Genomic DNA, 25,289 nt, shown 5'->3' with positions numbered 1-25,289 from the left:
GAGGTGGAGGTCCGGGAGTCGAGGTGCGGGCCGTCCCGTGAGGGCACCGGGGGACGGGTACGGCGGGTGACCGGGCCGTGCGGACCGGGCTCGGCGTCAGGGGAACACGATGTCCTCGTCGATGGTGTGCACCGCGGCCTCCTCCGCGGACGCGGCCGCTCCGTCGATGCCGACGTCGGTGGCGACGAGCGCGCTCTCCTCGTCCTCGTGGGCACCCTCGTCCGGTGCCACGAGGCGTCCGGAGCGCCTGTACCCGACCTCCTTGTCGAGCGGTTCCCCGTCCGTGTCCTTGGCGTCCCCCACGTCGTCACCGTCCGGGGGGGTGAGGTCGGGTATCTCCTCGGCGAGCCGCTGGTCGAGGGGCTCGCCCCGACGGGCCTCGGCGGCGGTGACGCCGTAGTGGTTCACCGCCCAGGGACGTTCCGGAGGGGACCAGCCGCGGTCCAGCGGATCGTCGACGCCGTCATCCTCGAGGGTGTCCTCGACGTCGAGGACACCGGTGTCCTCACGCTGGTCGTCGTTGTCGGGCTGGTAGACGTCGTCACCCCATCCATCGGCGCTGTTCACGGGTACCTCCAGGTGGTGGGGAAGGGCCCTAGGTGTCACCGCGGTCGACGGCGTGGCGCCGCGACGCGGGGCACAGGGCGCACCCGGCGCGAGCCGCGAGGTTCACGGGTGCTCCCCGAACCGGTGCCGATATCCAGCCTTCCACCCCTTTTCGCCCCCGCGCAACGGCACGGCCCCGGGCTGTGGCCTTCCGGGCACGGGCAGCGGACGGCCATCCCGGCGCCGGGACGGCCGTGCCGACCCGGGGGAGGGCCGGCCTCCGGGCGGCCGGCGCCCCTCGCCCCCTGGAGGAGCCGACGCCGAGCGTGGTCAGCCGGGACAGCCGCGGACCACGGTTCACGGTCCCGCCGACATGCAGGCTCACAACCGAGCAGCCCGACCCACCCGAGCCACGCGAGGCCGGGCCATCCGAGCCGCCTGGGGGCGGCCCGCCCTGCGCCGGTCATCCTCCGAGCCGCCGAAGGCGGGACCACCCCCGGCCGAGCCGTGCACGGCCGGGGCGCCCGAGCCGCCCCGGGCGGGGCTGCTCGAGACACCCCCTCACCCGTGCCACGACCGCCACAGCGCCGCGTATGCGCCGTCCGCCTCCACCAGCTCGGCATGGCTGCCGAGCTCGCTGATGCGGCCGTTCTCCACGACGGCGATGAGGTCCGCGTCGTGGGCCGTGTGCAGGCGGTGGGCGATGGCGACGACCGTGCGGCCGTCGAGGACCCGGGCCAGCGAGCGCTCGAGATGGCGGGCGGCCCGAGGGTCGAGGAGCGAGGTCGCCTCGTCCAGGACCAAGGTGTGAGGGTCGGCCAGTACCAGACGGGCCAGCGCGATCTGCTGGGCCTGGGCCGGGGTGAGCGCGAACCCGCCGGAGCCGACCTCGGTGTCCAGACCCTCGTCCAGCGCGCGGGCCCAGCTGTCCGCGTCGACCGCGCGGAGCGCCTCCCACAGCTCGGCGTCGGTCGCGTCGGTGCGGGCCAGCAGCAGGTTGTCGCGCAGGGAGCCCACGAAGACGTGGTGCTCCTGGTTGACGAGCGCCACATGGGCGCGGACGCGTTCGGCGGGCATGCGGGACAGCTCCGCGCCGCCGAGGGTGACGCGGCCGTCCCGGGGCGCGTAGATGCCGGCGAGCAGCCTGCCCAGGGTGGACTTGCCGGCGCCCGAGGGGCCGACCAGGGCGAGCCGGGTGCCGGGCGCGACCTCCAGGGAGACCTTGCGCAGCACGTCTACGCCGTCCAGGTAGCCGAAGTGGACCCGGTCCGCGTGCACGTCCCGCCCGTCCGGCGTCAGCCGGGCGTCGCCGGCGTCCGGCTCGATGTCCCGTACGCCGACCAGACGGGCCAGGGACACCTGAGCCACCTGGAGCTCGTCGTACCAGCGCAGGATGAGCCCGACCGGGTCCACCAGCATCTGGGCGATCAGCGCGCCCGTGGTCAGCTGGCCGACCCCGATCCAGCCCTGGAGGACGAACACACCGCCGATGAGCAGCACGGAGGACAGGACGGTCACATGGGTGACGGTGATGACCGGGAACAGCACCGACCGCAGCCACAAGGTGTAGCGCTCCCAGGCGGTCCACTGCTTGATGCGCAGGTCGGACTGCTCGATCCGGCTTTCGCCGAGGCGGTGGGCCTCCACCGTGCGCCCGGCGTCCACGGTCTCGGTGAGCGCGGCGGCCACGGCGGCGTACCCGGCGGCCTCCGAGCGGTAGGCGGCGGGCGCCCGCCGGAAGTACCAGCGGCAGCCCGCCACCAGCAGCGGCACCGCGACGAGCACGGCGGCGGCGAGCGGCGGCGCGGTCACGACGAGCCCGCCCAGCAGCAGGGCCGCCCACACCACGCCGATCGCGAGTTGCGGCACCGCCTCGCGCATGGCGTTGCCGAGGCGGTCGATGTCGGTGGTGATCCGGGAGAGCAGATCGCCCGTCCCGGCCCGTTCCAGCACACCGGGCGGCAGCCCGACCGACCGGACGAGGAAGTCCTCGCGCAGATCGGCCAGCATCCGCTCGCCGAGCATCGCGCCGCGCAGCCGCACCTGCCGGACGAACACGGCCTGGACGGCGAGCGCGGCCACGAACAGCCCGACGGTGAGCTCCAGACGGAGATCGCGCGCGGCGACCCCGTCGGACACCCGCTCCACCAGTCCGCCCAGCAGCCAGGGCCCCGTCATGGAGGCGACCACCGCGACCGTGTTCACGAGGACGAGGAGCAGGAACGCGCGGCGGTGCCGGCGGAACAACTCGGCCACGTAGGCGCGCACGGTCGCCGGGGCGCCTACCGGCAGCGTGTTCGCGGTCGTCGGGGCCGCCGGGTCGTAGGCCGGGGGCGCAACGCCGATCATGCCGACTCCTCGATCTCTTCCAGTTCCTTCATGACGTCTTCCTTCATGACGCCGTCCAGAGCGGACCGGGCACGCGCGCCCGCCGGAATGCCGGGCACGCCCGGAACCGGCGACTGCCGGCCCTCGCTCGGGCCCTCCTCCCGGCTCTCGTCCCGGTCCTCGTCGGGTTCGCGGGTCACCACGGCTCGGTACCGGGGCTCGGTGTGCAGCAGTTCCCGGTGGACGCCGACGGCGACGACCTCGCCCTCGTGGAGGAGGACCACCCGGTCGGCGCGGTCCAGGAGGAGGGGCGAGGAGGTGAACACCACCGTGGTGCGCCCCGCCCGCAGCTCCCGCACACCCTGCGCGATCCGCGCCTCGGTGTGGGAGTCCACGGCCGAGGTCGGCTCGTCCAGGACGAGGACCTCCGGGTCCGTGACCAGCGACCGGGCGAGAGCGAGCCGCTGGCGCTGGCCGCCGGACAGGGACCGCCCCCGTTCGGTGATCCGGGCGTCCATCGGGTCCGCGGCGCCGACGGACCCCTGGACCAGCGCGGCCAGGACGTCCTGGCACTGGGCGGCGGCCAGCGCCGGTTCGGGACCGACGTCCCCCGACCGGGGCACGTCGAGGAGGTCGCGCAGCGTGCCGGAGAGCAGCACCGGGTCCTTGTCCTGCACCAGGACGGCCGTACGGGCGGTGCCGAGCGGCACCTCGTCCAGCGGCACACCGCCCAGCAGGACCGACTCGCCCTTCTCCGAGGGGTGTCCGCCGAGCCGTTCGGCCAGTCGTCCGGCGGCGTCCGGGTCGCCGCACACGACGGCCGTGAACCGGCCGGCCGGGGCGAGCAGTCCGGTCGCCGGGTCGTACAGGTCACCGGACGGCAGTTCGGTCCCGGCCCGTGTGCCACCGGTGTCGGTGGCCCGTTCCAGCGCCAGCACCTTCGCGGCCCGCCTGGCCGAGGGCCGGGAGAAGGAGTACGCCATCGCGATCTCCTCGAAGTGCCGCAGCGGGTAGGTGAGGATCATGACCGAGCTGTAGACGGCGACGAGTTCGCCGACGGAGACGCGGCCCTCACCGGCGAGACGGACGCCGTACCAGACCACGGTGATCAGCAGCAGGCCCGGCAGCAGGACCTGGATGGCGGAGATCAGGGACCACATGCGGGCGCTGCGCACCGCCGCGTGGCGCACCTCCTGGGAGGCCGCGCGGTAGCGGTCGAGGAAGAGCTCCTCGCCGCCGATGCCCCGCAGGACGCGCAGCCCGGCGACGGTGTCGGAGGCCAGTTCCGTGGCGCGGCCCGCCTTCTCGCGCTGGACGTCGGCCCGCCGGGTCGCGCGAGGGAGCAGCGGCAGGACGGCGAGCGCCAGCACGGGCAGGCCCACCGCGACGACCACGCCCAGCGCGGGCTGGTAGACGACGAGACCGACGCAGACCACGACGATGGTGACCGCCGCCGCCGTGAAGCGCGACAGGGCCTCGACGAACCAGCCGATCTTCTCGACGTCCCCGGTCGAGACGGCCACGACCTCGCCGGCAGCGACCCGCCGCGTCAGCGCCGAGCCCAGATGGGCGGCCTTGCGGGCCAGCACCTGCTGGACGCGGGCGGCCGCGGTGATCCAGTTGGTGACCGCGGTGCGGTGCAGGAAGGTGTCGCCGAGCGCGCTCCCCGCGCAGCACAGGGCCAGCAGCCCGCCGGCCAGCGCGAGCCGGCTTCCGGACCGGTCGACGACGGCCTGCACGGCCACGCCCACGCAGAACGGCAGCGCGGACACCGACAGGAAGTGGAGCAGTCCCCAGGCGAGGGCCTTGAACTGGCCGTCCAGCTGGTTCCTGAAGAGCCACCACAGGAAGCGGGGACCGGAGCGGGCGTCGGGCACTCCCGGGTCGGGATACGGAAGGTCTTGAATCTGCATGACGTCCCAGTGGCTCGTGACAGGGAAGGGGGAGGGGAGAGGAGGGGTGCCGGCGCGGGGAGGTCGACGCTCTGGGTTGTTTCCCTCTCGACCAGCGACCACGCACGGCGGCAGCAAACCGTGACAGGTTGACGTCGTGGCGTGGTCGCGCGCAAACGGTTTTCCGCGGCGCCGCACGGATCCGGTCCGGGCCGCATCCCGCCCGCGGTGCGACGATGGAGCGATGCGCACCAGCGGTACTCGACGGGCGGTGGCCGCGACGGCGGCCGCCGTGCTCCTCCTGATGGTCCTCACCGCGTGCGACGGCGCGCGGTCCAGCGCGGGCGCGGAAGCCGGCAGGGCGACCCGCACCCCCTCGGCCGGGGCGGCGGAGGCGACGCGCATCCCCGGAGTCGGCGACCGCTGGCACGCGCGTATTCCCGCGACGTCCGAACAGGTCGTGGCGGTCTACGGGGACGGCAGGGACTCACCCGACGCCACGGTCGTGTTCTACGGGAAGCGCGGCTCCACCTGGGAACGGGTGCACAGTTGGCCCGCGCACAACGGCAAGCGGGGCTGGACCACCGACCACCACGAGGGCGACAACCGCAGCCCGGTGGGTGTCTTCACGCTGAGCGACGCGGGCGGCGTACGGGCGGACCCGGGGGCCAAGCTGCCGTACACACGTTCGCCGGGGTTCGCGGCGCCGCGCTCGTGGGCCGAGTCGTACTGGCACGACTTCGACTACGTCATCGCCATCGACTACAACCGGGTCAAGGGCACGTCCCCCAACGACCCCACCCGTCCCGAGGGCAGGCGCAAGGGTGGGAGCATCTGGCTGCACATGGATCACGGCAGTGGTACGTCCGCCTGCGTCAGTCTGTCCGAATCGGCGATGCGGTTCCTGCTCCGTACGCTCGACCCGGCTCGGCATCCTGTGGTGGTGATGGGGGACAGGGCCGACCTGGGGCGCTCGCACTGACGCGGGAGGCCGCCTCGCGGCAGGGGACCAACTCGGCGTAGAGCCCGGCCATGACGAGACGGATGGTCATGGCGATGCTCACCGCAGCGACCCCGCCGGCGGGCACGCTCCGCGGCGCGAGCCCGGCTCCCGAGGCCCAAGTCGCCGAGCCGCCCGCCGAGTTCGGCGCGCCGGGCACGACCCGATCACCGCCGCGCCCCCGGTCGAGCGGCCGGCCGTTCCTGCACCGTCACGCTCGTGAAGGCGCGGTTCCGCGAGTTCACCCCCGCCCCACGCGACCCGCTCCTCGGGTCCTTCTCAGCACCCGTGGCCGGTGCCCCCGTCCACCAGGGTGTCCAGGAGGACGCCCAGGACCGACCGTTGCTCCTCCGTCAGCGGCGCGAGGATCTCCTCAGCCGCCGACCGGCGCGCCCGGTGCAGCTCGCGCAGGGCGCTGAGCCCGTCGTCGGTGAGCTCGATCCGGATGACCCGCCGGTTCGTCGGATCCGGGACCCGTCGTACCTTCCCGTTCGACTCCAGACCGTCGACCAGGGTCGTGACGGCGCGCGGCACCACCTCCAGCCGTTCGGCGAGGTCGGCCATCCGCGGGGGCGCGTCGTAGTGCGCGAGCGTGCGCAGCAGACGGGACTGCGCCGGAGTGATCCCGACGCCGCACTCCATCAGGTGCCGTTTCTGGATCCGGTGCACCCGGCGGGTGAGGCGCAGCAGCTGCTCGGCGAGCGGGCCGTCGGCATCGGGCATGGTCATACGGGAACAATATCAGGACGACATTCATTGTGAACATAGGTAACAATGAGCTAAGCTCCGTCAGTCTCCGCCCGCCCACCTCCGTAGGAGCCCATGCACCCCGACCGCGAACCCGCCTGGACGCCTCCCGCCGCCGCATCCGAGCAGCCGCGGCAGGTCCGCCGCATCCTGCGGCTCTTCCGCCCCTACCGAGGCCGCCTCGCGGTCGTCGGCGTGCTCGTCGGCGCCTCGTCCCTGGTCGGCGTCGCCACGCCGTTCCTGCTCAAGGAGATCCTCGACGTAGCGATCCCGCAGGGCCGCACCGGCCTGCTCAGCCTGCTGGCGCTCGGCATGATCCTCAGCGCCGTCCTCACCAGCGTCTTCGGCGTGCTGCAGACCCTGATCTCCACCACGGTCGGCCAGCGCGTCATGCACGACCTGCGCACCGCCGTCTACGGCCGGCTCCAGCGCATGTCGCTCGCCTTCTTCACCCGCACCCGCACCGGCGAGGTCCAGTCCCGCATCGCCAACGACATCGGCGGCATGCAGGCCACCGTCACCTCCACCGCGACCTCCCTGGTCTCCAACCTGACCAGCGTGGTCGCCACGATCGTCGCGATGATCGCGCTCGACTGGCGGCTCACCGTGGTGTCGCTGCTCCTGCTGCCCGTCTTCGTCTGGATCAGCCGCCGGGTCGGCAACGAACGCAAGAAGATCACCACCCAGCGGCAGAAGCAGATGGCCGCGATGGCGGCCACGGTCACCGAGTCGCTCTCCGTCAGCGGCATCCTGCTCGGCCGCACCATGGGCCGGTCCGACTCGCTGACCAAGGCGTTCTCCGACGAATCCGAGCAACTGGTCGACCTGGAGGTGCGCTCCAGCATGGCCGGCCGCTGGCGCATGGCGGTCATCACCATCGTCATGGCCGCCATGCCGGCCTTCATCTACTGGACCGCCGGCCTCGCGCTCCAGTTCGGCGGCCCGCAGGTCTCCATCGGCACGATCGTCGCCTTCGTCTCGCTCCAGCAGGGCCTGTTCCGGCCCGCCGTCAGCCTGCTGTCCACCGGTGTGCAGATCCAGACCTCGCTCGCGCTGTTCCAGCGCATCTTCGAGTACCTGGACCTCCCCATCGACATCACCGAACGCGAGGACGCCGTCCACCTGGACCGTGTCAAGGGAGAGGTCCGCTTCGAGGACGTCGAGTTCCGCTACGACGGCAAGGGCGGCCCGATCCTCGACGGCGTCGACATCACCGTCCCGGCCGGCAGCAGCCTCGCGGTCGTCGGCCCCACCGGAGCCGGCAAGTCGACCCTGGGCCACCTCGTGCCACGTCTGTACGACGTGACGGGCGGCCGCGTCACCCTCGACGGAGTCGACGTGCGCGACCTCGACTTCGACACCCTCGCCCGGGCCGTGGGCGTCGTCTCGCAGGAGACGTACCTCTTCCACGCCTCGGTCGCCGACAACCTGCGCTTCGCCAAGCCGGACGCCACCGACGAGGAACTGCACGCGGCGGCGAAGGCGGCCCAGATCCACGACCACATCGCGGCGCTGCCCGACGGCTACGACACCGTCGTCGGCGAACGCGGCCACCGTTTCTCCGGCGGCGAGAAGCAGCGCCTCGCCATCGCCCGCACCATCCTGCGGGACCCGCCGGTGCTGATCCTCGACGAGGCGACCAGCGCCCTGGACACCCGCACCGAGCACGCCGTCCAGCAGGCCATCGACGCCCTGTCCGCCAACCGCACCACCGTCACCATCGCCCACCGGCTGTCGACCATTCGGGGCGCCGACCAGATCGTGGTCCTCGACACGGGGCACGTCGCCGAACGCGGCACCCACGAGGAGCTGTTGGCGCGCGACGGCCGCTATGCCGCATTGGTCCGCAGGGACGCACAACTGGAGCCGACGGGGTGACGATATGCCGCTTTTGTGAGGTTGTGCGGGTTACCGTTCCCGCATGTACCTGAACACCCCGCCACGGAACACCATCCGACTCACGCGCCGGGGCCGTGTCGCCCTCATCGCCGCAGGCGCCGTCGTGGCCGGCACCGCCGTGGCGGTGCCCCTGCTGATCACGGGCGAGGAGGAACCGGCGCTGCCCACCTCCCTCGTGATCCCGGAGGGCTGGCGCGCCGGCCAGGTCTACGCGGCGGTCGACAAGGCCCTCGCCCTGCCTCCCGGCAGCACCAAGAAGTCCCTCGGCAAGGCGAACCTCAAACTGCCGAACGAGGCCGACGGCAACCCCGAGGGCTATCTCTTCCCGGCGACGTATCCGCTGGAGCGCGACGGCACCCGGGTCACCCCGGAGGCACTGCTGGCCGACATGGTCGCCAAGGCCGACCAGAAGTTCAGCGGCGCCCCGATCGCCGCCGGGGCCCAGCGCAACGCCATGAACGTCTACCAGGCGGTGACGATCGCGAGCCTCGTCCAGGCCGAGGCCGCCACCAAGGCGGACATGGCCAAGGTGGCCCGGGTCGTCTTCAACCGGCTGGCGCGCGGCATGCCGCTCCAGATGGACTCCACGGTCAACTACGCCCTGAACCGTTCCTCCGGCGCCCCGAGCGAGGCGGACACCCGGATCGAGAGCCCCTACAACTCGTACCAGCGCATGGGGCTGCCGCCCACGCCGATCGCCAGCCCAGGGGCCGACGCCATGCGCGCCGCCGTGTCCCCGGCCGCCGGCGACTGGCTGTACTTCGTCACCGTCAAGCCCGGCGACACGCGCTTCACGGCCGACTACGCCGAACACCAGCGCAATGTGGCCGAGGCCAACGCGCTGCGCAAGGCCCGCCCTTCAGCGGCCCGGTGACCGGCCGCGCGGCGGTCATGCCGCGACCCGCTCCTCGGACAACAGCCGCCTGATGTCCCGGACCGCCGCACGGCCCGCGCGGTTGGCGCCGATGGTGCTGGCGGACGGCCCGTAGCCGACGAGATGGACCCGGGGGTCGGCGACCGCGCGCGTCCCCTCCACCCGTATGCCGCCGCCGGGCTCACGCAGCCGCAGCGGCGCCAGATGGTCGATGGCGGCCCGGAAACCGGTCGCCCACAGGATGACGTCGGCGGCGACGTGCCGCCCGTCCTTCCACTCCACGCCGTCCGGGGTGATCCGGTCGAACATCGGCTGCCGGTCCAGGACACCGTCGGCGATCCCCTGCCGCACCTGCTCGTTCAGCGGCAGCCCCGTCACGGAGACCACGCTCCTGGGCGGCAGCCCCTGCCGGACCCGCTCCTCGACGAGCGCGACGGCCGCCCGGCCCAGATCCTCGGTGAAGGGCCCCTCACGGAACACCGGAGGACGCCGGGTCACCCAGGTCGTGGCCGCCGCGTACGGCGCGAGCTCCAGCAGGTGCTGGGTCCCCGACGCGCCGCCCCCGACCACTACGACCCGCAGCCCCGCGAAGGCTTCGGGCCCCGGGTACTGCGCGGTGTGCAACTGCCGTCCTCTGAAGGTCTCCTGACCGGGATAGCGCGGCCAGAACGGACGGTCCCAGGTGCCCGTCGCGTTGATCAGCGCCCGCGTGGCCCAGGTCCCGGCCGAGCTCTCCACGAGCAGCCGGCCGTCCGGGCCCTCACGCACGGCCCGCACCTCCAGCGGGCGCCGGACCCGCAGGTCGAACGTCCGCTCGTAGTCCGCGAAGTACTCCGTGATCACCTCGGACGACGGCCGCTCGGGGTCGGCGCCGGTCAGTTCCATGCCGGGCAGCGCATGCATCCCGTGCACCTTGCCGTACGTCAGCGAGGGCCAGCGGAACTGCCAGGCGCCGCCCGGGCCGGGGGAGTGGTCGAGCACCACGAAGTCACGCCCGGGCCCGAACCCCGTGCGCCGCAGGTGGTACGCGCTCGACAGGCCCGCTTGGCCCGCGCCGATGACCACCACGTCGACTGTCCCGACCGCCTTGATGCTGTTCACATCCCGACCAACGGCCCGGCGGGCCCGGATCTTCCCGCGCCCGCCGGGGCGCGGGCCCCGCCGCGGTGCGATGAGCGAGGATGGACGGCATGTCAGACGCCTTCACCACCCGAGTCCTGAACGTCGCCTCCGGCTCCTCGGAGCGGGTCGTGGACATCACCCGCGACTGCGAGTCCTTCCTGCGGGAGGCGGCCGGGAGCCGCGACGGCCTGCTGAACGTCTTCGTGCCGCACGCGACGGCCGGCATCGCGATCATCGAGACCGGCTCCGGCAGCGACGAAGACCTCCTCACCACCCTCCACACCCTCCTGCCCGCCGACGACCGCTGGCAGCACCGGCACGGCAGTCCCGGCCACGGCCGCGACCACGTCCTCCCGGCGATCGTGCCGCCCCATGCGACGCTGCCGGTCGTGGGCGGACGCCTCGAACTCGGCACCTGGCAGTCGGTCTGCCTGGTGGACACCAACCGCGACAACCCCGACCGGCAGGTACGCCTGAGCTTCCTGGGCTGAGCCGTTCGCGGAACGGTTCAGCGGTACCCGTGTCCGACCGCGCAGGGGCCGGCCGGCCTTCCGGTGCCGGCCGGCCACTGTTCCCGCGCGGCCGGAGCGCCACGGCCCTGGAGCCGGGACAGCTCGCCCGCGCAGCGTTCCAGGGCCACCTCCATGACCTCCGGGATGTTCAGCGTGCCGGTGCCGTCCGGCGGGATCAGCCAGCGCAGGGCACCCCAGCGGCAGTGCGGGGCGGGAGCGGCGATCCACGTGCCCGCCCCGAGCAGGCGCACGCCGGTGCCGACCCACACGGTCCGCGGTTCCGGCGGCAGCAGGAAGCCCACCCGGCGGCGCCGGGTGTCCAGCAGACAGGGGCCGCGGTCGAGCAGCGGCAACTCGTCCAGCAGGTCCGCCACGCGCAGCCCGAGCTCATCCGGCACGATCAGCACGTCCCAGAAGCGCCCGGCCGCGAGGAGGGTGACGCCGGTGGTGCCGTTCTGCCACTCGTGCTTGCACGCGCCGGGGTCCTCCGACGCCGCGGCCAGCCACTCCATCGATCTCGTCCACTCCGTCAGTGCCATGAAAGAAGCCTCCCGATGTGACCGGTGAAGGCCTCAGTGGACCGGGTGTCGGGTGCCGCGGCCAGATGGCGGAGCGCAATTCCCCGTATGGGGTGAGCGCCCGCGCGCCAAACAGGCAGAGGGTGGGACGCGCGCCCCGGACCGGGCCGTGCGCGCCCGGCCCCGCACCTTCATGGCTCGATCCCTGTGCGCCATTCGGGCGACGGTCTCACCCGACCGGGTGGTGGCGGTGCCCTTGCGCGTACCACCGGCGCACACCGAGGCGTTTGCTCTGGCATGGACAACAGAGACACGGCGCGGCGTGTCCTGGGCAACGATTCCGCGCCTTTGTCATACGTCGTGCCGCCCACTGGCGCTCCCGGTGGCCGCCCCTCGATCTACGCCGCCCTGGTCGCGGAGTGGCGGGCCAATGGCCGCGCGGTCCCCCAGCGTCTGGACACGCGGCGGGATTCCGCCGCCACCGGCCTCGGGACCGCCGTCACCTCCTGGGCGGCCGGGAGGTGGCGCGGCCCGGCCGGCGCCCCCGAACCGGGCCGGGGGGCCGAACGGTCCTTCGCGACCGTCGAACCGATCCCCGCCGTGATCGTCCCACGAGGGCTTCCCGGCCCGGTGAATCTATGGGAGTGGGACGGTGCCGAGGGGCACGTCAGCGTGGTCCCTCCCGCCAAGGACGACTGAGCCGCCCCCGCGCACACCGGCGGTCGGCCCTCCGCGTGTACGTCGGGAATCAGATGAACAGGTCGCTTTACGGTTATTTAATGCGACTTGTGCCTAGGTGGGCTCTGCTGTCGTCGGGATCCGCGCCAGTCGTGCTGATCGGCGGCTGGCTGATCGCGGCGCACCTCGAAGGGTCCGCGTACGACCCGGTCACCCAGACCATCAGCGTCCTGGCGGCCTACGGTGCCCGCGGGTTCTGGGTGATGACCTCGGCGTTCGCCGCTCTCGGTGTCTGTCATCTCTGTACCGCCCTGGGACTGCGCCCCGCGGCCCTCCCCGGCCGGCTCGCCCTCGGCGCCGGCGGCATCACGGCGGTCGTGGTGGCGATGCTGCCACCGCCGAGCAGCGGTGGCTCCCTCCGTCATGGAACGGTCACCGGGGTGGCGTTCGCCCTCCTCGCGGTCTGGCCGGTGCTGGCCGCCGACCGGAGGACGGCGGCCCCCTGGGGACTGCGCCCCGCCCCTTCGTTCACGGCGACCGCCGTGATGCTGGGCAGCGCCGCCTGGTTCATGATCGAGATGGAGCTCGACGGGGCCGCCGGAGTGGCCGAACGCCTGGTGACGGCCATGCAGTCCGTGTGGCCGTTCGTGGTCGTCGCCTCGTGCCTCTCGCATCGGCGACGCCGTCCCGTCCCCCTGTGATGTGTCCCGTCTCACCCGTCGTGGCGTGAGTGCGGGGAGGGGGCGTCCCGCGTACCCATCCTTGACGAGTGGGCCCCGGATGCGAGGATGAGGGCCGTCATGACTGCTGGGTGGGGCGTACGCGCGATACGGGCCGCGGTGTTCGCGTCCGTCTGCGTGCTGCTCGCCGCCCTCGGGCACACCCTGATGTCCGGTGCCGCCGTGCCGTGGTGGACGCTCGTCGCCGGCGCGCTGGCGACCTGTCTCGCGGGCTGGTGTCTCGCCGGCCGGGAACGGGGACTGCCGCTCGTCGTGTCGGTCGTGGTCGTCGCCCAGGGCGGGTTGCACGCGGTGTTCGAGCTGGCGGGGCGTGACCGCGTGGGCGGGGACCACATGGTCGGGGATCACATGGTTGGGCACCACATGCCCCCGGACCACATGTCGCTGGACCACATGACCCGGGACGAGATGGGTGCAGCCCACACAGGTATGCACCCCATGTCCATGGCCCACGACATGGGCGGTAACGCGTCGCTCGGCATGTTCGCCGCCCACACCCTCGCCGCCGTACTGTGCGGCCTGTGGCTGGGGCACGGCGAGCGTGCCGCCTTCCGCATCCTGCGGGCCGTCGCCGGCCGGCTGGCCGCACCGCTGCGGCTGGTCCTCTTCCTGCCCGCCCCGCCGGTCCGTCCACGCCCCCGCCCGCGCCGGGCTCGCTCCGACCGGGCGCCGCGGCTGCTGCCGCTCGTCCACTCCATCACCTCTCGGGGACCTCCCGCGGGGCCCGCTGTCGTCTGAGACAGCCGGCTCCCCGAGGCGTCCCATGCGATCGCCATGGATCGCGGTCCGCGCCTCGGGCCCACGGCCGTACCTCCGTACGGCCGTGTCCCGCATCCCCGGACACCTCCGGTGCCGTGCCGTGCCGTGCGTCTGCCCTGCACCTGCCGTACCCGTATGTCTGACACGCGTCCCAGGACGTGGCGTACCCGTCCGCAGGCGAACACCGCCGACGCGTGCCTCGCCGTGCCGGAGTCCGGACAACCCGAGAAGGACTCAGGTGATCACTCCTGCCCTGCCCGCCGTCCGCGAGCCCCAGGACGAGCCGACGACCAGATGGGCGCTGGCGGCCCGTGGCGGTGACCCGGACGCAGCCGACCGTTTCTTCCGTTCCCTGCACCGGGACGTCGTGCGGTACGTGGCCCACCTCTCGGCCGACCCGCAGGCCGCCGACGACCTGGCACAGGACACGTTCCTGCGGGCGCTCGGCAGCCTGCACCGGTTCGAGGGCCGCTCGTCGGCGCGTACCTGGCTGCTGGCCATCGCACGGCGTGCGGTGATCGACAGCCACCGGTACGCGGCCGCCCGGCCGCGCCTGTGCGACACCGACGACTGGACGCGCGCCGCCGAACGCGCCCAGCCCGCCGGCCTGCCCGGCTTCGACGAAGGGGTCGCGCTGCTGGACCTGCTGGACACGCTCCCCGCGGAGCGGCGTGAGGCGTTCGTGCTGACCCAGCTGGCCGGACTGCCCTACGCGGAGGCCGCCGAATGGAGCGACTGCCCCGTGGGGACGGTCCGTTCCCGCGTCGCTCGCGCCCGCGCCACGCTCACCGCTCTACTCGCAGAAGCAGAAGCAGAAGCAGAAGCAGAAGCCACAGCAGAATCAGAGGCCATACCCGAAACGGCTGCCTGAAGACGGCCCCGCCCCACCGAGCCGGTCCGGTCCGGTCCTCGATCGACGTGCCGTCGTCCGGGGACCGGAGAACACTGGAAAACGGCAGGGCGGTGCGTCCTGCCGACAGCTGCACGAGGTGCGAACGGATCAGCGCACGGTGCGCCCCTGCTCATGCCCGGACGCCGGACGCCGGGTGCCGCCATCCGTCACTCACCGACTTCGAGCGAAGGGGTCCGGCCATGGGCGCCATCAGCGCAACGGCACTCGAGGAACTGCGCGAGGGAATGCGGGGACCCGTCGTCACCCCCGAGGACGCGGGGTACGACGGGACCCGCAGCATCTACAACGCCATGATCGACCGGCGGCCGGCCGCGTTCGCGCAGTGCGTGGATGTCGCCGACGTACGCACGACGATCGGCTTCGCGAGGGACACCGGGGTGGAACTCGCGGTGCGCGGCGGTGGGCACAGCGGACCCGGGCTGTGCCTGGTGGACGACGCGCTCGTCCTCGACCTGTCGACCATGCGCGGGATCCGTGTCGACCCCGGGTCGATGACCGCCCAGGTGTCCGGCGGAGCGCAGATAGGGGACCTCGACCACGCGGCCCACACGTTCGGCCTGGGCGTGCCCGCCGGCATCATCTCGATGACCGGCGTGGGCGGCCTCACGCTGGGCGGCGGGCACGGGCACCTGACCCGCAAGTACGGCCTGACGATCGACAGTCTGACGTCCGCCGACGTCGTGCTCGCCGACGGCACCTTCGTCACCGCGTCCGAGGAGGAGCACCCCGACCTGTTCTGGGCGCTGCGCGGCGGCGGCGGGAACTTCGGTGTGGTGACGTCGTTCACCTTCCGCCTTCACCCGGTGGGCACCGTCGGAGTCGGAGTGACGGTGTGGCCGGTCGACCGGACGCCCGAAGTGCTGCGCTGGTACCGGGACTTCCTGCCCGCCGCACCGCCGGACCTGACCGGGTTCTTCACCCTGTTCAGCATCCCGCCCGGCCCCCCGTTCCCCGAGACGATCCACGGTGAGAAGATGTGCGGCGTCGTCTGGTGCTACACCGGCGATCCGGAGGGCGACCGCCTGGAGCGGATGCTGGCCGCCGTGAACGACCCCGCTCCGCCCGCCTTCCACTTCAGCGCCCCCATGCCCTACCCGGCCCTCCAGGGCATGTTCGACGAGCTGATCCCGAAGGGCTACCAGTGGTACTGGCGTGGCGACTTCTTCGACACGATCAGCGACTCCGCCGTCGACGTGCACCACAAGTACGGGGAGAACCTCCCCACCCCGCTGTCTCTGATGCATCTGTATCCGGTGGATGCCGCCGCCCACCAACTCGGGCCCGACGACACGGCCTGGGCCTACCGGGACGCCGTGTGGTCCGCGGTGATCGCGGGCGTCGACCCCGACCCCGCCAACGCCGGGGCCATCCGCGAGTGGGCGGTCGCGTACCAGAGCGATCTGCACCCGTTCTCGATGGGCGGCTCGTACATCAACTTCATCGGCGAGGGTGAGGACACGGACCGCGTCCGGACGACCTACCGCGAGCACTACGACCGGCTCACCGACGTCAAGCGCGCCTACGACCCGGACAACTTCTTCCACGCCAACCAGAACATCCCCCCGGCGGCCGCCTGATCACGCCCCGATCGCCACCCGCGCCGAGCCGAACGGACTGATCCGCCCGGCCCGTGATCGACTGGAGGGCCGTACGGCACCGGCGTACGGTCGAGTGGTGGCGGGCAGCCTGTCCGATTCCGACCCGGCCCCCGAACCCCCGCCCCCGGCGATGCGATGAGCTATTCGGAGCCGACACCCCGAGCACGGACCACCCCGCAGGACACGCAGCGGAGCAAGGGCCGCGGCAACGCCATGGCACTGCTCGTGATCGCCTCCTGTCAGCTGATGGTGGTGCTCGACATCACCATCGTGAACATAGCCCTCCCGGACATCCAGCGGTCGCTCGACTTCTCGACGACGAGCCTGTCCTGGGTGGTCAACGCCTACACGCTCACCTTCGGCGGACTCCTCCTCCTCGGCGGCAGGATGGGCGACATCCTGGGCCGGCGGCGGGTGTTCGTCTTCGGTGTGCTGCTCTTCGTCCTGGCCTCGCTGCTCGGCGGGCTCTCCCAGAACGAGTGGCAACTCCTCGGCGCCCGCGCGCTCCAGGGCGTCGGCGGTGCCATCGCCTCCCCGACCTCGCTGGCGCTGATCAGCACGACCTTCCCCGAAGGGCCGCAACGCAACCGGGCATTCGGTGTCTTCGCGGCGGTCTCGGCGGGCGGCGGCGCGATCGGGCTGCTCGCCGGCGGCATGCTCGTGGAGTGGCTCAACTGGCGCTGGGTGCTGTTCGTCAACGTGCCCATCGGTCTGCTCATCGTGCTCGCCACGCCCCGCTGGATCCGGGAGTCCGAGCGGCACGCCGGGCACTTCGACATCCTGGGTGCGGCGACCTCCACCATCGGCATGGTGCTTCTCGTCTACGGCTTCATCCGCGCCGCACAGGACGGCTGGCGGGACGCGTTGACCCTCGGCGCGTTCGGGGCGGCCGTCGTCTTCCTGCTGCTGTTCGTCCTGGTCGAGCAGCGCTCCAGACAGCCGATCACCCCCCTGCACATGTTCGCCGACCGCAACCGCGCGGGCACCTACGGCATCATGCTGAGCCTCGCCGCCGCGATCTTCGGGATGTTCTTCTTCCTGACGCTGTTCGTGCAGAACGTGCTCGGCTTCAGCCCGCTCCAGGCCGGGTTGGCCTTCCTCCCGGTGAGCGCCGTCATCGCGGTCGGCGCCGGGATCGCCTCCCGGCTTCTGCCCAGGTACGGTCCCAAACCGTTCATGGTGACGGGGGCGATCCTCGCTGCCGCCGGGCTGGCCTGGCTGACCCTGACCGACGTCCATTCGACCTATCTGGGCAGCGTCCTCGGGCCCATGCTCGTCTTCAGCCTCGGTATGGGCATGGAGTTCGTCTCCCTCACGCTGATGGCGCTGTCCGACGTGACGCCCGAGGAGACCGGTGCCGCCTCCGGGCTTCTCAACGCCACCCAGCAGGTGGGCGGCTCGCTGGGCCTGTCCATCCTGGTCACCATGTACGGAACGGCCAGCAACAACGAGGCCGACAAACAGATCCCGGCTTTCCTGGCCCAGGCCACCCCGCTGGAACGGCTGCGCTTCGAACGCACCGGACAGCTCCCGGCACCGTTCGCCGGCGAGATCCTGACCGCGGGTGTCTCCGCCGCCTTCATCACGGCCGCGATCTTCACCGCGATCGCCGCGGTCATCGCCCTGCTCGTCATCCAGGTGCGCCCCTCGGACCTCGAACGCCTCCGGGGCGGTGGCGTGCCCGCGGCATAGACCGTCACGCGGAGTGCCCTCGACAGAGCCTGCGCACCACCCCGACCGGTGTGACGACGTTCACCCCCATGTGGCAGCACGTAGTGAATGCATTACACAACAGGCGCGTAAGGGACGGTAGTGCAGGCATCACGCGACCGCGGAGGTTTCGATGCGACCTTTCACCCTGAACTACGCCCTCCCCAGAGGCGCGGACCAAACGGTGACGCCGTATCACTTCGACCCGGCCCGGCAGTTGAACATGCTGCCCGACGGGCGACCGGCCGTCAGTGACCCGGATCTCCTGCTCGCCGCCGGCACGACGACGTCGACGGCCGGTTCCGCCACCCACTTCGACGACTGACGAACCGGCCGGCGCATGACGGTACTGATCCTCACGTCCGAGGAGGACGTGACCGCCGACATGGTGGTGAACGAACTGCACGCGACGGGGACGCCCGTGCTGCGGCTGGACCCCGCCGACCTGCCCGGCAAGGCCGTGCTGTCCGCGGACTACGCCCACGGTGACTTCGACGGGCATCTGTCGGTCAACGGGCACGTGCTGTCGATGGGAGGACTGCGCTCCATCTGGGTGCGCAGGCCCGGAGAACCGGCCGCCCACGCGCCGGACCCCTCGCCCTGGCTGACCGCCGAGACCCGGCAGGCGCTGTACGGCATGCTGCACTCGGCCGCCGCCCGATGGATGAACCATCCCCGCAACGCGGACCAGGCCCGCCTCAAGCCCTGGCAGCTGAGGCTCGGCCACCTCAGCGGATTCGCCGTGCCGCCCACGGTGTTCACGACGGCCCCGCGGCTGGCGCGCGCGTTCGTCGAGCAGCACAAGGAGGTCGTGGTGAAGTCCGCCTCCGGACCGCCGCCCGGTGAGCCGCCCCTGGCCCTGCCCACCACCTTGGTCGGCCCCGACGCGGACTTCTCCGCCGTCGCGGCCGGGCCGGCCCTGCTCCAGCGGTACGTCCCCAAGGAGGCGGACATCCGGCTGACCTGCGTCGGCACCAGACTGTTCGCCGCGCGCAAGACGGCCGAACCCGACCAGATCGACGGACGGTACGGCGACACCGGACACCCCTGGGAGCCGGTCCCGGTGCCGGACCGCATCGGCAAGGCGGTGCACGAGTACGTCACTCTTGCCGGACTGGCGTACGCCGCCTTCGACTTCGCGGAGGACAAAGACGGCATCTGGTGGTTCCTGGAGTGCAACCAGGGAGGCCAGTTCGGCTTCGTCGAGCTGGAGACCGGGCAGCCGATCGCGGCCGCGGTCGCCGACTGGCTCGCCCTGCAGCGCCGGCCCGACCGGCGCGGCCCGGAAGGCCGCCACTGACCCCCCGGACGACCGCCGAAGGCGTCCCGGACGGACCCGCCCCGCTCCGCCCCACCCGGCGGTGGCGGGGCGGTCGTCGTACGGCGCCGGGGTGACGTCGTCTCAGGCGGGCCGGATCGCGCTGTGGATCGCGGCCTCTCCGGCGTACTCGATGGACTCCTCGCGGATGACGGTGCCGGGGCCCGGGGCGTGGATCATCATGCCGTTCCCGGAGTAGATGCCGACATGGCCGGCGTGGTACAGGACCAGGTCGCCGGGCTCCAGCTGGGTCAGGGCGACGCCCTGCCCGGCGGTGGCCTGCTCCTGGGCGGTGCGGGGGAGCGCGATACCGGCGGCCTTCCAGGCGGCCTGGGTGAGCCCGGGCCCGTCGAAGGTGTTCGGTCCCGTCGTCCCCCAGACACAAGGCTTGCCGACCTGGGCCCGGGCGAACTCCAGCGCCCTCAGCGCCCGAGTGTCCTGCGGAACCGCCACGGGGGCGGGAGCCGGAGCGGCGGCCTGGAAGCTCCCGGTCAGCGGGGCCGCCGGGAAGCCGCCGGTCTGGGTGACGGCCGGGAAGCCGCCGGTCTGGTCGATCGCGGGGAAGTTCCCGGTCTGGTCGACGGCGGGGAAGCTCCCGGTCTGGGCCGCTGCCGGAAAGCCGCCGGTCTGGTCGATCGCGGGGAAGTTCCCGGTCTGGTCGACCGCGGGAAAACTGCCGGTCTGGGCCGCTGCCGGAAAGCCGCCGGTCTGGGTCGCCGCCGGGAAGCCGCCGGTCTGGGTGACGGCCGGGAAGCCGCCGGTCTGGTCGATCGCGGGGAAGTTCCCGGTTCGGTCGACCGCAGGGAAGCTCCCGGTCTGGGCCACGCCGGGAAAACTCCCGGTCTGGGTGACGGCGGGAAAGCCGCCGGTCTGGTCGACCGCGGGGTAGCTCCCGGTCTGGGCCACGGCGGGAAAACTCCCGGTCGGGTCGACCATGGGGAAGCTTCCGGTCCGGCCGGCCCCGGCGAACCCGGCGTCCGGGGCGGCGAACACCTGCGGGGCACTCGCCGTCCCCATGGCCGGCGTCGACTGGTGACCAGGGGCGGCAGGGAACAAGGTGTCCACCGGCGGCGCGGGCAGAGCCGTCGTCCCCGGAGGGACCGTCGTCAGATCGGCGGGGCTCTGCGCCTCCAGGGCGTCCCACCGGGTCTGCGCCGCGGGCGGGAACGATGCCGGGGCAGCCGGCGGGGCCTCCAGGGCCGGGGTGGTACGGCCTGCGCGCGCGGACAACAGTTCGCGCGCCTGTGCCAGCTTGCGCAGGCTGCGTTCCTTGCTCGCGCGCAGCACGGACCGCTGCGCCGCTTCCGGATCCGCGGTGGCCGGGGCGGGCAGCGCCGGGGCCGCCCCGGATTCGAGGGCCGGCGTGGTCGCCGCGGGCAGCGCCGCGACCGGACCCGCGGTGAGTTCTCCCATGACTGCCGAGCGGGCGGTTCCGGCCGTCAACTCGGCGACCGGTGCGGACGATCCGGCGGGCAGCTCCAAAGCGGTGCGGCCGGATATCTCCCGTGCGCCGTCGCCGGCCGACGGGCGTGCGGACCGGGCCGGGGCGGACCGCTCCGGCATCCGGTCCCTCGGCAGCACGGCCGGAACCGTCGGGCCCAGCTTGGACCGGGCGACGTCGAACCACTGCCGGGCCACCTCGTCGAGCGGGGCCGAGCCCCGGCCGCCGTCACCGTCACGCCCCGAGGTCGCCGGGCCGCCCGCGCGCTTGCGCGGTCCCGTCGACGAGGCGCGGGTGGCGTTGAAGGTCCCGGTGTCGGTCTCGGCCCGGTCGTAGAGCGAGCTGACCCGCCGGCTGACCTCCTCGCGGCTCGGTCCCTCGTCCGCCTGGGCGGCACCGGCCGACTGGCCGAGCAGGGCCACCGAGGTGAGGGCTGCTGCCGAGGCGAGCGCGGAGTTGCGCATACCGGTGCGTTCCGGCGCCATGGGCGACGTGCTCCTTCCGTACTCCGCCTACCGAGTTAGCTGACGGGTTCGGGCGTTCGCGTCGGAAGGTGTGCCCTACGACCCGGCCCGTCACGGCCTCGGGTCGATTCACCCCATGGTTCGGTTGGGTCCCCGGTTCCGCGGCCCCGCAGGGCACGCCGATTCGGCGGAGGCCGCTCGTCCCGACGGGGTCCGCCGGAGTTCAACGCGCGTCCTGAGCCGATAACTTAGCCAACTTGTGTGCCTGCAGTGAAGGTTGACGTGCGAAATGTCCGATACGTTTCTGTGACCTTCGACGCCGGTGGCTGCGATCGGGTCGGTTCGCGTCACGGCGCGCCCGCGTGGTCACGCAGGGTAGTGACGCCGTTGGTCTCAAGGGTCTTGCTCCACTCGGCGAAACACGTCACACTGGCACCGAACGAATGGTCGGTTGGGAAGCGGGAGCGATGACGACCTCACACTCCACCGAGGCGCCCCCACAAGGGCCGCTTGAGGAGCACTTCGACGCGACGATCGCGCGCGACCAGCGCGTCGAGCCGCGGGACTGGATGCCGGACGGCTACCGCAACACGCTGATCCGGCAGATCGCGCAGCACGCCCACTCGGAGATCATCGGCATGCAGCCGGAGGGTGAGTGGATCACCAAGGCGCCCTCGCTGCGCCGCAAGGCGATCCTCTTCGCGAAGGTGCAGGACGAGGCCGGTCACGGCCTGTACCTGTACTCGGCCGCCGAGACCCTGGGCGCCGACCGCGCCGACCTGACCGACCGGCTCATCGAGGGCCGCCAGAAGTACTCCTCGATCTTCAACTACCCCACGACGAGCTTCGCCGACGTCGGCGTCATCGGCTGGTTCGTGGACGGCGCCGCGATCTGCAACCAGGTGCCGCTGTGCCGCAGCTCCTACGGCCCGTACGCGCGCGCGATGGTGCGGATCTGCAAGGAGGAGTCGTTCCACCAGCGGCAGGGCTACGAGCTGCTGATGACGATGATGCGCGGCACCGAGGCCCAGCGGGAGATGGTCCAGGACGCTGTGAACCGCTGGTGGTGGCCCTCCCTGATGATGTTCGGGCCGCCCGACGACTCCTCGCCCAACTCCGCCCGCTCGATGGCCTGGAAGATCAAACGGCACAGCAACGACGAGCTGCGCCAGCGGTTCGTCGACATGACGGTCCCGCAGGCCGAGAAGCTCGGCGTCACCCTGCCCGACCCGGAGCTGCGCTGGAACGCCGAGCGCGGCCACCACGACTTCGGCACGCCCGACTGGGACGAGCTGATGCGGGTCATCAAGGGTGACGGCCCGTGCAACGCACTGCGGGTGGAACGACGCAGGAGCGCCCACGAAGAGGGCGCCTGGGTGCGGGAGGCGGCCACTGCCCACGCGGCCAAGCAGGCCGCCCGCGCGGAGAAGGGAGCGGTGGCATGAGCACCGGAAAGCAGGACTGGCCGCTGTACGAGGTGTTCGTCCGGGGCAAGCGCGGACTGAACCACGTCCACGTCGGCTCGCTGCACGCCGCCGACGACCGGATGGCGCTGACCCACGCCCGCGACCTGTACACCCGGCGGAACGAGGGCGTCAGCATCTGGGTCGTGCGCTCCGAGCACATCGCCGCCTCCACCCGCGACGAGAAGGACCCGTTCTTCGCGCCCAGCGCCGACAAGGTCTACCGCCACCCCACCTTCTACGACATCCCCGACGACGTCCCCCACATCTGAAGGAGAGGGCATGAGTGACGACCACGTCTACCTGACCCTCGCCGAGGGACACGAGGACGACACCCGCTGGGCCTACGGCACCGGCTTCGAGGACCCGCTGCACGGCGTGGACACCACCATCCCGGACGACGTCGACGCCGCCGCGCTCGCCGCGCTGTGCGTCGCGCTGGGCGACGACGCGCTCGTCTCGGCGCAGCGCCTGGGGGAGTGGGTCACCCGCGCCCCCGAGCTGGAGGAGGAGGTCGCGCTCGCCAACATCGGCCTCGACCTGCTCGGGCAGGCCCGGCTGCTCTACTCCCGCGCCGGCCAGACCGACGGCACCGGACGCGGCGAGGACGCGTACGCGTACTTCCGCGACGCCGCCGGCTTCCGCAACGTCCGCCTCGCCGAACTCCCCAACGGCGACTTCGCGTTCACGATCGTACGGCTGCTGGTGCTGTCCAGCTGGCGGCTCGCGCACTTCGAGCGGCTGGCGTCCCACCCCGACCCGGTGCTCGCGGCGATCGCCGCGAAGGGCGCCAAGGAGCTGCGCTACCACCGGCAGTACGCCGCCGAGTGGGCGGTCCGCCTGGGCGACGGCACCGACGAGTCCCACCGCCGTATGCGCCGTGCGCAGGAACAGGTGGCGCCCTACCTGGGCGAGCTGTTCACCGCGTTCGACGTACGGCAGGAGGTCGTCGCGGACCTGAAGCAGGTCACCGACGCGGCCGGACTGCCCATGCCCATGTACCGCCCCCTGCCCGGCTGCGGACGCGAGGGCGAGCACACCGAGCATCTCGCCCCGCTGCTCGCCGAGTTGCAGGGAGTCGCCCGCGCACATCCGGAGGCGACATGGTGACGACCCTGCTCGACGCCCGGCGCGCCCGGCACATCGCCGCCCAGGTACCGGACCCCGAGCTGCCCATGCTCACCCTCGCCGACCTGGGCGTCCTGCGGGACGTCGAGATGACCGAGGACGGCACGGTCGTGGCGAGCCTGACCCCCACCTACTCCGGCTGCCCGGCGATGGCCGAGATGCGGGCCGACGTCGCGGCGCGCCTGCGCGCGGCGGGATACCCGCGCGTGGAGATCCGCACCGTGCTTCATCCGCCGTGGAGCAGCGACTGGATCACCCCGGCCGGCCGCGCCAAGCTCGCCGAGCACGGCATCGCCCCACCCGGCCCCGCGCCGCGCGGCGGCCCCGTCGCGCTCGTGCTGTCACCGACCCAGCACGCCGTGGCCTGCCCCCGCTGCGGCTCGGCGGACACCGAGGAGACCTCCCGGTTCGCCGCCACGTCCTGCAAGGCACTGTGGCGCTGCCGCGCCTGCGCAGAGCCGTTCGAGTACGTCAAGGAGATCTGATGGAAGGCCTGAGGGAAGCACAGACGGCCGCCGCGCCCCGCCCGCGCGTCCGCCGCCGTCCGGCCTTCCACCGGCTGCGGGTCGCCGCCGTGCAGCCGCTGTGCTCGGACGCGGTCGCCGTCGGCTTCGACATCCCGGACGAGCTGGCCGAGGAGTTCGCGTTCGCCCCCGGGCAGTCGCTGACGCTACGGCGCGAGATCGAGGGGCGCGACGAGCGGCGGTCGTACTCGATCTGCTCGCCGGTCGGCGCGCGGCCGCGCATCGGCGTCCGGGTCGTGCCCGGCGGGCTGTTCTCGTCCTGGCTGGTCCACGACGTGCGACCCGGCGACGTCGTGGAGGTGATGGCCCCCACCGGCGCCTTCACCCCCGACCTCGGCACCCCCGGCCACCACGTGCTGATCGCGGCGGGCTCCGGCATCACCCCGATGGTGTCCATCGCCGAGTCCGTCCTCACCGCCGACGACCGCTCGACGGTCACCCTCTTCTACGGCAACCGCCGCACCGACACGGTGATGTTCGCCGACGAGCTCGCCGACCTGAAGGACCTGTACCCGGCACGCTTCCAGCTCGCCCATGTGCTCTCCCGCGAGCCCCGCGAGGCCGAGGTCCTGTCCGGCCGCATCGACGCCGAACGGCTCGCCACGCTCGTCGAGGCGCTGGTCGAGGCGAAGAGCGCCGACCACTGGTGGCTGTGCGGGCCGCACGGCATGGTGCGCGACGCGCAGCGCGTACTGGCCGGACTCGGCGTCCCGGACGAGCGGGTCCACCAGGAGCTCTTCTACGCCGACGACGAGCCGGTACGCGAGACGCGGCACGTGGAGAGCGGGCCGGAAGGGCCCGTCAGCCAGGTCACCATCACCCTCGACGGGCGCTCCACCACGGCGGCGCTGCCGCGGGACCGGACTCTGCTCGACGGCGCCCAGCTCACCCGCCCCGACCTGCCGTTCGCCTGCAAGGGCGGCGTCTGCGGCACCTGCCGGGCGCTGGTCACCGACGGCAAGGCGGACATGCGGCGCAACTTCGCGCTGGAGACGGCCGAGGTCGACGCCGGGTACGTGCTGACCTGCCAGTCGTACCCGGTCTCCGAGTCGCTGACCGTGGACTACGACAGCTGACATCCGCCGACGCGCTCCGGTGACCGCTCCCGCGCGGTC

General features: G+C 72.5%; 24 protein-coding genes and 1 riboswitch. Of the genes, 17 read left to right on the top strand and 7 right to left on the bottom strand.

Features of this window, described 5'->3' with window-relative positions:
- Positions 1–96 precede the first annotated feature (96 nt).
- From ABZ899_RS15890 to ABZ899_RS15880, 3 genes are all read right to left on the bottom strand, one after another.
- Positions 97–567 carry a DUF5709 domain-containing protein gene (locus ABZ899_RS15890; RefSeq protein WP_361345909.1) on the bottom strand — a complete coding sequence of 157 codons (471 nt, stop codon included), beginning with the start codon at positions 565–567 and terminating at the stop codon, positions 97–99.
- A gap of 540 nt (positions 568–1,107) precedes the next feature.
- The gene (locus ABZ899_RS15885; RefSeq protein WP_361345907.1) at positions 1,108–2,895 is read right to left on the bottom strand and encodes an ABC transporter ATP-binding protein; all 1,788 of its coding nucleotides are present in this window, start codon (positions 2,893–2,895) and stop codon (positions 1,108–1,110) included.
- Entirely contained in the window at positions 2,892–4,787 is a 1,896-nt protein-coding gene (locus ABZ899_RS15880) for an ABC transporter ATP-binding protein (protein ID WP_361345906.1), read from the bottom strand. Before ABZ899_RS15880 ends, ABZ899_RS15885 begins: the two co-directional genes overlap by 4 nt.
- A gap of 223 nt (positions 4,788–5,010) precedes the next feature.
- Between ABZ899_RS15880 and ABZ899_RS15875 the strand changes: the two genes are divergently transcribed.
- Complete coding sequence (locus ABZ899_RS15875; protein WP_361345904.1) at positions 5,011–5,748, top strand: hypothetical protein; 738 nt, start codon at positions 5,011–5,013, stop codon at positions 5,746–5,748.
- Positions 5,749–6,045: 297 nt separating this feature from the next.
- Here the strand turns inward: ABZ899_RS15875 and ABZ899_RS15870 are convergent, their stop codons facing one another.
- A complete protein-coding gene (locus tag ABZ899_RS15870; protein ID WP_361345903.1) occupies positions 6,046–6,495 on the bottom strand; it encodes a MarR family transcriptional regulator in 450 nt (149 codons plus the stop codon).
- 93 nt (positions 6,496–6,588) lie between these two features.
- Between ABZ899_RS15870 and ABZ899_RS15865 the strand changes: the two genes are divergently transcribed.
- Positions 6,589–8,391: an ABC transporter ATP-binding protein gene (locus ABZ899_RS15865; RefSeq protein WP_361345901.1), complete on the top strand. Its 1,803-nt coding sequence runs from the start codon at positions 6,589–6,591 to the stop codon at positions 8,389–8,391.
- A gap of 43 nt (positions 8,392–8,434) precedes the next feature.
- Positions 8,435–9,286 carry an endolytic transglycosylase MltG gene (gene mltG / locus ABZ899_RS15860; RefSeq protein WP_361345899.1) on the top strand — a complete coding sequence of 284 codons (852 nt, stop codon included), beginning with the start codon at positions 8,435–8,437 and terminating at the stop codon, positions 9,284–9,286.
- Between the two features lie 15 nt (positions 9,287–9,301).
- On the opposite strand, the gene ABZ899_RS15855 is transcribed toward mltG, so the two are convergent.
- Positions 9,302–10,387, bottom strand: a complete 1,086-nt coding sequence (locus tag ABZ899_RS15855) for an NAD(P)-binding domain-containing protein (protein WP_361345898.1) — start codon at positions 10,385–10,387, stop codon at positions 9,302–9,304.
- 89 nt (positions 10,388–10,476) lie between these two features.
- On the opposite strand from ABZ899_RS15855, the gene ABZ899_RS15850 reads away from it, so the two are divergent.
- Positions 10,477–10,899, top strand: coding sequence for a secondary thiamine-phosphate synthase enzyme YjbQ (locus ABZ899_RS15850; protein ID WP_361345896.1), 423 nt, complete (start codon positions 10,477–10,479; stop codon positions 10,897–10,899).
- A 17-nt stretch (positions 10,900–10,916) separates the two neighbouring features.
- Here the strand turns inward: ABZ899_RS15850 and ABZ899_RS15845 are convergent, their stop codons facing one another.
- Positions 10,917–11,459 carry a hypothetical protein gene (locus ABZ899_RS15845; protein ID WP_361345894.1) on the bottom strand — a complete coding sequence of 181 codons (543 nt, stop codon included), beginning with the start codon at positions 11,457–11,459 and terminating at the stop codon, positions 10,917–10,919.
- 339 nt (positions 11,460–11,798) lie between these two features.
- On the opposite strand from ABZ899_RS15845, the gene ABZ899_RS15840 reads away from it, so the two are divergent.
- The 8 genes from ABZ899_RS15840 (at position 11,799) to tgmB (ending at position 19,136) form a co-directional block, all read left to right on the top strand.
- Entirely contained in the window at positions 11,799–12,137 is a 339-nt protein-coding gene (locus ABZ899_RS15840) for a hypothetical protein (RefSeq protein WP_361345892.1), read from the top strand.
- A gap of 80 nt (positions 12,138–12,217) precedes the next feature.
- A complete protein-coding gene (locus tag ABZ899_RS15835) occupies positions 12,218–12,817 on the top strand; it encodes a DUF998 domain-containing protein (RefSeq protein WP_361345890.1) in 600 nt (199 codons plus the stop codon).
- Positions 12,818–12,916: 99 nt separating this feature from the next.
- Positions 12,917–13,594, top strand: coding sequence for a hypothetical protein (locus ABZ899_RS15830; RefSeq protein WP_361345888.1), 678 nt, complete (start codon positions 12,917–12,919; stop codon positions 13,592–13,594).
- Positions 13,595–13,853: 259 nt separating this feature from the next.
- On the top strand, positions 13,854–14,486 hold the full coding sequence (locus ABZ899_RS15825) for a sigma-70 family RNA polymerase sigma factor (RefSeq protein ID WP_361345886.1): 633 nt from the start codon (positions 13,854–13,856) through the stop codon (positions 14,484–14,486).
- Between the two features lie 221 nt (positions 14,487–14,707).
- Entirely contained in the window at positions 14,708–16,105 is a 1,398-nt protein-coding gene (locus tag ABZ899_RS15820; protein WP_361345884.1) for an FAD-binding oxidoreductase, read from the top strand.
- Between the two features lie 234 nt (positions 16,106–16,339).
- Positions 16,340–17,818 carry an MFS transporter gene (locus ABZ899_RS15815; RefSeq protein ID WP_361345882.1) on the top strand — a complete coding sequence of 493 codons (1,479 nt, stop codon included), beginning with the start codon at positions 16,340–16,342 and terminating at the stop codon, positions 17,816–17,818.
- Between the two features lie 151 nt (positions 17,819–17,969).
- Positions 17,970–18,161: a putative ATP-grasp-modified RiPP gene (gene tgmA, locus ABZ899_RS15810; protein ID WP_361345880.1), complete on the top strand. Its 192-nt coding sequence runs from the start codon at positions 17,970–17,972 to the stop codon at positions 18,159–18,161.
- Between the two features lie 15 nt (positions 18,162–18,176).
- The gene (gene tgmB / locus ABZ899_RS15805; RefSeq protein WP_361345878.1) at positions 18,177–19,136 is read left to right on the top strand and encodes an ATP-grasp ribosomal peptide maturase; all 960 of its coding nucleotides are present in this window, start codon (positions 18,177–18,179) and stop codon (positions 19,134–19,136) included.
- A 102-nt stretch (positions 19,137–19,238) separates the two neighbouring features.
- Here the strand turns inward: tgmB and ABZ899_RS15800 are convergent, their stop codons facing one another.
- The gene (locus tag ABZ899_RS15800; RefSeq protein WP_361345876.1) at positions 19,239–21,080 is read right to left on the bottom strand and encodes a C40 family peptidase; all 1,842 of its coding nucleotides are present in this window, start codon (positions 21,078–21,080) and stop codon (positions 19,239–19,241) included.
- A gap of 8 nt (positions 21,081–21,088) precedes the next feature.
- A riboswitch (cyclic di-AMP (ydaO/yuaA leader) is annotated at positions 21,089–21,259 on the bottom strand.
- A gap of 267 nt (positions 21,260–21,526) precedes the next feature.
- Between ABZ899_RS15800 and paaA the strand changes: the two genes are divergently transcribed.
- Genes paaA through paaE form a run of 5 tightly spaced genes read left to right on the top strand, consistent with a single transcriptional unit; the run spans position 21,527 to position 25,250 of the window.
- The gene (gene paaA / locus ABZ899_RS15795; RefSeq protein ID WP_361345875.1) at positions 21,527–22,504 is read left to right on the top strand and encodes a 1,2-phenylacetyl-CoA epoxidase subunit PaaA; all 978 of its coding nucleotides are present in this window, start codon (positions 21,527–21,529) and stop codon (positions 22,502–22,504) included.
- Positions 22,501–22,794 (top strand): 1,2-phenylacetyl-CoA epoxidase subunit PaaB, encoded by a 294-nt coding sequence (gene paaB, locus ABZ899_RS15790; protein ID WP_361345873.1) that lies wholly within the window; start codon positions 22,501–22,503, stop codon positions 22,792–22,794. The genes paaA and paaB overlap by 4 nt, the downstream gene beginning before the upstream one ends.
- A 10-nt stretch (positions 22,795–22,804) precedes the next feature.
- A complete protein-coding gene (paaC, locus tag ABZ899_RS15785; RefSeq protein WP_361345871.1) occupies positions 22,805–23,632 on the top strand; it encodes a 1,2-phenylacetyl-CoA epoxidase subunit PaaC in 828 nt (275 codons plus the stop codon).
- Positions 23,626–24,135 carry a 1,2-phenylacetyl-CoA epoxidase subunit PaaD gene (paaD, locus tag ABZ899_RS15780; protein ID WP_361345869.1) on the top strand — a complete coding sequence of 170 codons (510 nt, stop codon included), beginning with the start codon at positions 23,626–23,628 and terminating at the stop codon, positions 24,133–24,135. The genes paaC and paaD overlap by 7 nt, the downstream gene beginning before the upstream one ends.
- Positions 24,135–25,250: a 1,2-phenylacetyl-CoA epoxidase subunit PaaE gene (paaE, locus tag ABZ899_RS15775; protein ID WP_361345867.1), complete on the top strand. Its 1,116-nt coding sequence runs from the start codon at positions 24,135–24,137 to the stop codon at positions 25,248–25,250. Before paaD ends, paaE begins: the two co-directional genes overlap by 1 nt.
- Positions 25,251–25,289: the final 39 nt, after the last annotated feature.

Source organism: Streptomyces sp. NPDC046859, assembly GCF_040645135.1.
GTDB lineage: Bacteria > Actinomycetota > Actinomycetes > Streptomycetales > Streptomycetaceae > Streptomyces.
Note: the sequence above shows the minus strand (reverse complement) of the source record. Positions and strands in the feature narration are given on the sequence as shown.

Excerpts from the sequence above, each read along its gene's own strand:
- ABZ899_RS15885 (WP_361345907.1), bottom strand. The coding sequence starts at position 2,895 with ATGATCGGCGTTGCGCCCCCGGCCTACGACCCGGCGGCCCCGACGACC.
- ABZ899_RS15880 (WP_361345906.1), bottom strand. The coding sequence starts at position 4,787 with ATGCAGATTCAAGACCTTCCGTATCCCGACCCGGGAGTGCCCGACGCC.
- ABZ899_RS15875 (WP_361345904.1), top strand. The coding sequence starts at position 5,011 with ATGCGCACCAGCGGTACTCGACGGGCGGTGGCCGCGACGGCGGCCGCC.
- ABZ899_RS15870 (WP_361345903.1), bottom strand. The coding sequence starts at position 6,495 with ATGACCATGCCCGATGCCGACGGCCCGCTCGCCGAGCAGCTGCTGCGC.
- ABZ899_RS15865 (WP_361345901.1), top strand. The coding sequence starts at position 6,589 with ATGCACCCCGACCGCGAACCCGCCTGGACGCCTCCCGCCGCCGCATCC.
- mltG (WP_361345899.1), top strand. The coding sequence starts at position 8,435 with ATGTACCTGAACACCCCGCCACGGAACACCATCCGACTCACGCGCCGG.
- ABZ899_RS15850 (WP_361345896.1), top strand. The coding sequence starts at position 10,477 with ATGTCAGACGCCTTCACCACCCGAGTCCTGAACGTCGCCTCCGGCTCC.
- ABZ899_RS15845 (WP_361345894.1), bottom strand. The coding sequence starts at position 11,459 with ATGGCACTGACGGAGTGGACGAGATCGATGGAGTGGCTGGCCGCGGCG.
- ABZ899_RS15835 (WP_361345890.1), top strand. The coding sequence starts at position 12,218 with ATGCGACTTGTGCCTAGGTGGGCTCTGCTGTCGTCGGGATCCGCGCCA.
- ABZ899_RS15830 (WP_361345888.1), top strand. The coding sequence starts at position 12,917 with ATGACTGCTGGGTGGGGCGTACGCGCGATACGGGCCGCGGTGTTCGCG.
- ABZ899_RS15820 (WP_361345884.1), top strand. The coding sequence starts at position 14,708 with ATGGGCGCCATCAGCGCAACGGCACTCGAGGAACTGCGCGAGGGAATG.
- ABZ899_RS15815 (WP_361345882.1), top strand. The coding sequence starts at position 16,340 with ATGGCACTGCTCGTGATCGCCTCCTGTCAGCTGATGGTGGTGCTCGAC.
- tgmA (WP_361345880.1), top strand. The coding sequence starts at position 17,970 with ATGCGACCTTTCACCCTGAACTACGCCCTCCCCAGAGGCGCGGACCAA.
- tgmB (WP_361345878.1), top strand. The coding sequence starts at position 18,177 with ATGACGGTACTGATCCTCACGTCCGAGGAGGACGTGACCGCCGACATG.
- ABZ899_RS15800 (WP_361345876.1), bottom strand. The coding sequence starts at position 21,080 with ATGGCGCCGGAACGCACCGGTATGCGCAACTCCGCGCTCGCCTCGGCA.
- paaA (WP_361345875.1), top strand. The coding sequence starts at position 21,527 with ATGACGACCTCACACTCCACCGAGGCGCCCCCACAAGGGCCGCTTGAG.
- paaB (WP_361345873.1), top strand. The coding sequence starts at position 22,501 with ATGAGCACCGGAAAGCAGGACTGGCCGCTGTACGAGGTGTTCGTCCGG.
- paaC (WP_361345871.1), top strand. The coding sequence starts at position 22,805 with ATGAGTGACGACCACGTCTACCTGACCCTCGCCGAGGGACACGAGGAC.
- paaD (WP_361345869.1), top strand. The coding sequence starts at position 23,626 with ATGGTGACGACCCTGCTCGACGCCCGGCGCGCCCGGCACATCGCCGCC.
- paaE (WP_361345867.1), top strand. The coding sequence starts at position 24,135 with ATGGAAGGCCTGAGGGAAGCACAGACGGCCGCCGCGCCCCGCCCGCGC.